Below are 4,548 nucleotides of genomic sequence, written 5' to 3' on the forward strand. Positions count from 1 at the left end.
TATCAACAGGGTGCTCGACAGGAGACAAGATCATGAAACAGCCGCCGGTCACCGCCTGCGGAGACAGTCCTAACTGCGTATCAAGCAAGGATACTCGACCCAAGTTTGCATTATCACCTTTCATCCTGACCAGTGAGTCTGTCCGGTTTGACGATATCGTCAACACCATTGCCAGTCTATCGGGCGCGAAGCTTATCTCTCAACAAGATAGCTATGCCCACTTAACCTTCACGACCCCAGTGCTGCGCTTTGTCGACGACGTCGAAGTATCAGTGCACGGCACAGAACTGGCGCTGCGATCCGCATCTCGTGTTGGCTACTATGATTTTGGTGCCAATCGACGACGCGCTGACGCAATTCGTCAGGCGTTACGCGATAGCAAACTCATTGCACCGTCGCCTTAGTTGATATAAGAACGAATATCGCGCTTCTTATCTTCAACCCAGTCGCGGCGGAAGGGGCCCCAGTCTTTTAGCTGGTAGTACCCATCATTATGGCGCTTGCCATCTTGGATAAAGGTCATGTCGATTCCCAAGCCCGATAATGACTTTAAGACATCTTGAATAGTGCGACGTGGCCAGCCCGTCGCTTCAATTAAGCGCGGTACATTAGGACGTTCCATTTCTTCAACAAGCGCGGCGAGATACAAGCGCCGTGCAAACACAGGATTTAGTTCCATACGAACCTCCGAAAGTTCTGATTAATCCCATTATTCATGTCGGGTAATAGGAGGTTTTGCGTTCGATCAAAACGCCATCAAATCGACGTGCTGCAGACCTATTTAGCGGGAGAATTCACACTCTGCGCGAGATCTCTACCTTGATATTCATCAGCACATCGATCCCGCGCTAGGTATTGCGTTCACTCTCAACCAGTGTCACTCTTTAATCACGCAAAAACACGACCTAAAAAATCATGACAACTGTATTTGGCATTAAAAACTGCGACACCCTAAAAAAAGCGCTGAAATGGTTAGATAACCAAGGCATCGACTATCAGTATCACGATTATCGCAAGGATGGCTTAGACGCATCGCTGCTGCGCACCTTTGTTGCTGAACTCGGCTGGGAAGCGTTGGTGAATAAACGCGGTACGACCTACCGCCAACTGAGCGATGAGCAAAAAGCCAGCCTCGATGAAGCCAGTGCGATAGCCATCATGCTCGATAACCCTGCGATCATTAAACGCCCCCTACTCGTACACAAGGGTAGCTACTATCTCGGCTTTAAAGAGAACCAATACGCTGACATTTTTGCGTAATGTGATGTTCCGTTCATTCTCGTTGTAAGGAAACTAAGATGACTGACAGTGCTACCCTGTCTTTGGCAAAAGATTTGATCAACCGTGAGTCAGTCACCCCTGAGGATGCGGGCTGCCAAGATGTAATGATTGCACGCTTAAAAGCATTAGGCTTTACCATTGAGCCGATGGTCTTTGAAGATACCACTAATCTGTGGGCACGCCGTGGCACCCAAGGGCCATTATTTGCCTTTGCCGGTCATACCGACGTGGTTCCAGCCGGACCGCGCGATCAAGTGGCACACGCCACCGTTTGAAGCAGTGGTGATTGACGATCATCTCCATGGTCGCGGCGCCGCCGATATGAAAGGTTCACTGGCAGCAATGGTGGTGGCAGTTGAGCGTTTTGTCGCTGAAAACCCAAATCACCCCGGCTCGATTGCCTTTTTGATTACTTCGGATGAAGAAGGACCATTTATCAATGGTACGACCCGCGTGGTTGATACACTGGTCGCACGCGATGAAATCATTGATATGTGCATTGTTGGTGAGCCTTCGAGTACCCATCATGTGGGGGATGTGGTCAAAAATGGCCGTCGCGGATCGATCACCGGCGATTTGTATGTGCAAGGCACTCAAGGGCATGTGGCCTATCCTCACCTAGCCAATAACCCCGTGCATCAGGCTATGCCAGCCCTGACTGAGCTGGCGCAAACAGTGTGGGATAACGGGAATGACTTCTTCCCGCCGACCAGCTTTCAAATTCCCAACATTCAAGCGGGGACTGGGGCTGCGAATGTGATCCCTGGGTGAGTGTCATGCACAGTTTAACTTCCGCTTTAGTACCGAACTTGATAGCGAGACCATCAAGCAACGGGTCTATTCCATCCTTGATGCTCACGGGTTGGAGTATCGTGTTGAATGGACTCATAGCGGCGATCCCTTTTTAACCGACAAAGGCACCCTACTCGATGCGGTGGTCGAAGCGGTCGAAGAAGTCAATCATCAAACGCCCCAGCTGTTAACCACAGGCGGCACGTCTGATGGTCGCTTTATTGCTAAAATGGGTGCACAAGTGATTGAACTAGGTCCGGTGAATGCCACGATTCATAAAGTGAACGAGTGCGTCAGCATTCCCGATCTTGAAAAACTCACCGACATGTACCAAAAAGTGCTGGAGAAAGCCCTACGTTGACCTTAAGTCTTGCACAATTAACCGGGCAAGATATGCAATTTCTCGTGCCTATCAATGCCCGGCCGAATGCGCCTTGTTTGCACCCCGAGGTGCTTGAGCACCTTGAGGCGTTGCGCCATAGTGCGCAAAAAGCCGGCTTTACGCTAACCATCGCCAGTGCTCATCGGTCTTTTGACAGACAACTGGCAATTTGGAATGGCAAATACCGAGGCGAAAAGCCGGTCTTAGACGACCACGGCCAACCGATTGACGTTCACACCCTCACCGATAACGAGCGAGTGCGAGCAATCTTGCGTTGGTCCGCCCTACCCGGGCACCAGCCGTCACCATTGGGGAACGGATTTGGATGTGTTTGACCAACAGGCATTGGCACCCGGTGAATCGTTGGCGCTGACACAAGCAGAATACGATCATGGGCCTCAGGCCCGATTCGCAACCTGGCTGCACGCTCATGCGCCGCGCTACGGATTTTTCTTCCCCTATGCGCAGGACCAAGGAGGCGTCGCTCGCGAACCGTGGCACATTAGCCATATCGCCACCAGCCAACCTCTGCTTAATGCCTTGACCTTAGATGGCTTGCATCGCGTGATTGCGCAAGCGCCCATTCTGGGACAGCAGGCTATTCTTGAACAACTAGATTGGATATATTCAACCTATGTCACCAACATCTGCGAGGTGCACTCATGGAATGGCTAACCAATCCTTATGTGATTATCGCGATTGTGGTCGCGGTCGTGGTCAGCAATATTATGGCGCTTAAGTACACGGCGAATGCTAAGTTTGGGCTTAAATATAAAGATAAACCTGACGATAAAACCGACGCTGACGAAACACACCCCGACGACACACCATCGACAAAAAAATAGCGCCATCATGGCGCTATTTTCTCTTAAATAAACGCAAACGTTTGCGTTTTTAAGACAAAAAATTACAGGTTCAGGCCAATACGCTTCGCCACTTCGATGTAGGCTTCAACAACGCCACCCAAACCTTGACGGAAGCGGTCTTTATCCAGCTTTTCTCGGGTGTTGGCATCCCACAAGCGGCAGCCATCTGGGCTAAACTCGTCACCGAGGACAATGTTACCTTGATGGTCTACGCCAAACTCGAGTTTGTAATCCACCAGCAACAAGTCACCTTCAGCGAACAAGGCTTTAAGCACATCATTGACTTTATAGGTCAGCGCTTTCATGGTCTCCAGTTGTGCTTGCGAGGCAAATCCTAGCGACTCACAAAGCGATTCATTGACCATAGGGTCATGCAACGCATCATTTTTAAGAAACAGCTCAAATGTCGGTGGCGTCAACGCCGTGCCTTCTTCAACGCCTAGGCGGCGACACAAAGAGCCGGCGGCAATATTACGGACCACACATTCTACTGGGATCATCTCCAGTTTTTTTACCACCGCTTCGGTATCAGACAGTAGCTGATCCATTTGGGTCGGGATGCCAGCCGCTTCCAGCTTTTGCATGATGAAGTGGTTAAACTTGTTATTCACTTCCCCTTTGCGATCTAGCTGCTCTACTCGCTCACCGTCAAACGCAGAGGTGTCGTTACGAAAGTGCAGAATAAAGCGGTTTTCATCATCAGTTGCATACACAGACTTCGCTTTGCCGCGATACAACTCAGCACGTTTTTCCATTACCTATACTCTCCATTAGGCGCTAACTCAGGGACGCCATAAGGCGTCCCTGGGTGATTATGGGGTTGGCGCATTGCCAAGCTGGGCAATAACCGCTTTCAGTGCAGGGCTCAAGGCTTGGAGCGTTTCCTCTTTCACTGGTTTCCCTTTGCTGGTTGTCACGTTGATTGAGGTTCGGTTCCCCAAATCACCTAACAGCAAGGTATAGCTATTATCGCTTAAACTAATTGGCGCAACGCCCAACGCTTGCCAGCTTTCATCGCTGGGCGCGACGTGGCGTGTTTTCACAGTGCCTTGCGATTGATTGCGGCTTTCAATCGAAAAACCGAGCGGCTTGATAATCGCTGGGCAGCTTTTCCCACACCACATCATACGGCGCACGGGCAATAATAACCGGCAAACCGCTGCGATCAGTGCCAAAGCTGATTGGAAAGGTGCTGGAGGGTTCTGTCATCCTGTTTCTTTTAACCTT

Annotated in this window: 9 protein-coding genes and 1 pseudogene; 6 read left to right on the forward strand and 4 right to left on the reverse strand. The window is 50.5% G+C overall.

Features of this window, described 5'->3' with window-relative positions; all coding sequences use genetic code 11:
- The coding region (locus ACXAC4_RS17990; RefSeq protein WP_475164313.1) for a DUF1499 domain-containing protein at positions 1-404 on the forward strand (404 nt) is incomplete at its 5' end.
- Here the strand turns inward: ACXAC4_RS17990 and ACXAC4_RS17995 are convergent.
- Positions 401-679 (reverse strand): winged helix-turn-helix domain-containing protein, encoded by a 279-nt coding sequence (locus ACXAC4_RS17995; protein ID WP_025740011.1) that lies wholly within the window; start codon positions 677-679, stop codon positions 401-403. The genes ACXAC4_RS17990 and ACXAC4_RS17995 overlap by 4 nt on opposite strands.
- 236 nt (positions 680-915) lie before the next feature.
- Between ACXAC4_RS17995 and ACXAC4_RS18000 the strand changes: the two genes are divergently transcribed.
- The 5 genes and pseudogenes from ACXAC4_RS18000 (at position 916) to ACXAC4_RS18020 (ending at position 3,300) form a co-directional block, all read left to right on the forward strand.
- A complete protein-coding gene (locus tag ACXAC4_RS18000; protein ID WP_475164317.1) occupies positions 916-1,260 on the forward strand; it encodes an ArsC family reductase in 345 nt (114 codons plus the stop codon).
- A 38-nt stretch (positions 1,261-1,298) separates the two neighbouring features.
- Positions 1,299-2,434: pseudogene (dapE, locus tag ACXAC4_RS18005) on the forward strand (succinyl-diaminopimelate desuccinylase).
- A 32-nt stretch (positions 2,435-2,466) separates the two neighbouring features.
- Positions 2,467-2,790 carry a D-alanyl-D-alanine carboxypeptidase family protein gene (locus tag ACXAC4_RS18010; RefSeq protein ID WP_475164325.1) on the forward strand — a complete coding sequence of 108 codons (324 nt, stop codon included), beginning with the start codon at positions 2,467-2,469 and terminating at the stop codon, positions 2,788-2,790.
- The gene (locus ACXAC4_RS18015) at positions 2,681-3,130 is read left to right on the forward strand and encodes a M15 family metallopeptidase (RefSeq protein WP_475164319.1); all 450 of its coding nucleotides are present in this window, start codon (positions 2,681-2,683) and stop codon (positions 3,128-3,130) included. The genes ACXAC4_RS18010 and ACXAC4_RS18015 overlap by 110 nt, the downstream gene beginning before the upstream one ends.
- A complete protein-coding gene (locus ACXAC4_RS18020; RefSeq protein WP_069587408.1) occupies positions 3,118-3,300 on the forward strand; it encodes a DUF2897 family protein in 183 nt (60 codons plus the stop codon). The genes ACXAC4_RS18015 and ACXAC4_RS18020 overlap by 13 nt, the downstream gene beginning before the upstream one ends.
- 62 nt (positions 3,301-3,362) lie before the next feature.
- Here the strand turns inward: ACXAC4_RS18020 and purC are convergent, their stop codons facing one another.
- From purC to bamC (ACXAC4_RS18035), 3 genes are read right to left on the reverse strand one after another with little or no spacing between them, the layout of a single operon-like run.
- On the reverse strand, positions 3,363-4,076 hold the full coding sequence (purC, locus tag ACXAC4_RS18025; RefSeq protein WP_077675606.1) for a phosphoribosylaminoimidazolesuccinocarboxamide synthase: 714 nt from the start codon (positions 4,074-4,076) through the stop codon (positions 3,363-3,365).
- 57 nt (positions 4,077-4,133) lie between these two features.
- A complete protein-coding gene (gene bamC / locus ACXAC4_RS18030; protein ID WP_475164323.1) occupies positions 4,134-4,448 on the reverse strand; it encodes an outer membrane protein assembly factor BamC in 315 nt (104 codons plus the stop codon).
- Entirely contained in the window at positions 4,390-4,530 is a 141-nt protein-coding gene (gene bamC, locus ACXAC4_RS18035) for an outer membrane protein assembly factor BamC (RefSeq protein ID WP_475164328.1), read from the reverse strand. Before bamC (ACXAC4_RS18035) ends, bamC (ACXAC4_RS18030) begins: the two co-directional genes overlap by 59 nt.
- Between the last annotated feature and the right edge of the window lie 18 nt (positions 4,531-4,548).

It is taken from the genome of Pseudoalteromonas sp. AWM4_233 (genome assembly GCF_056158285.1).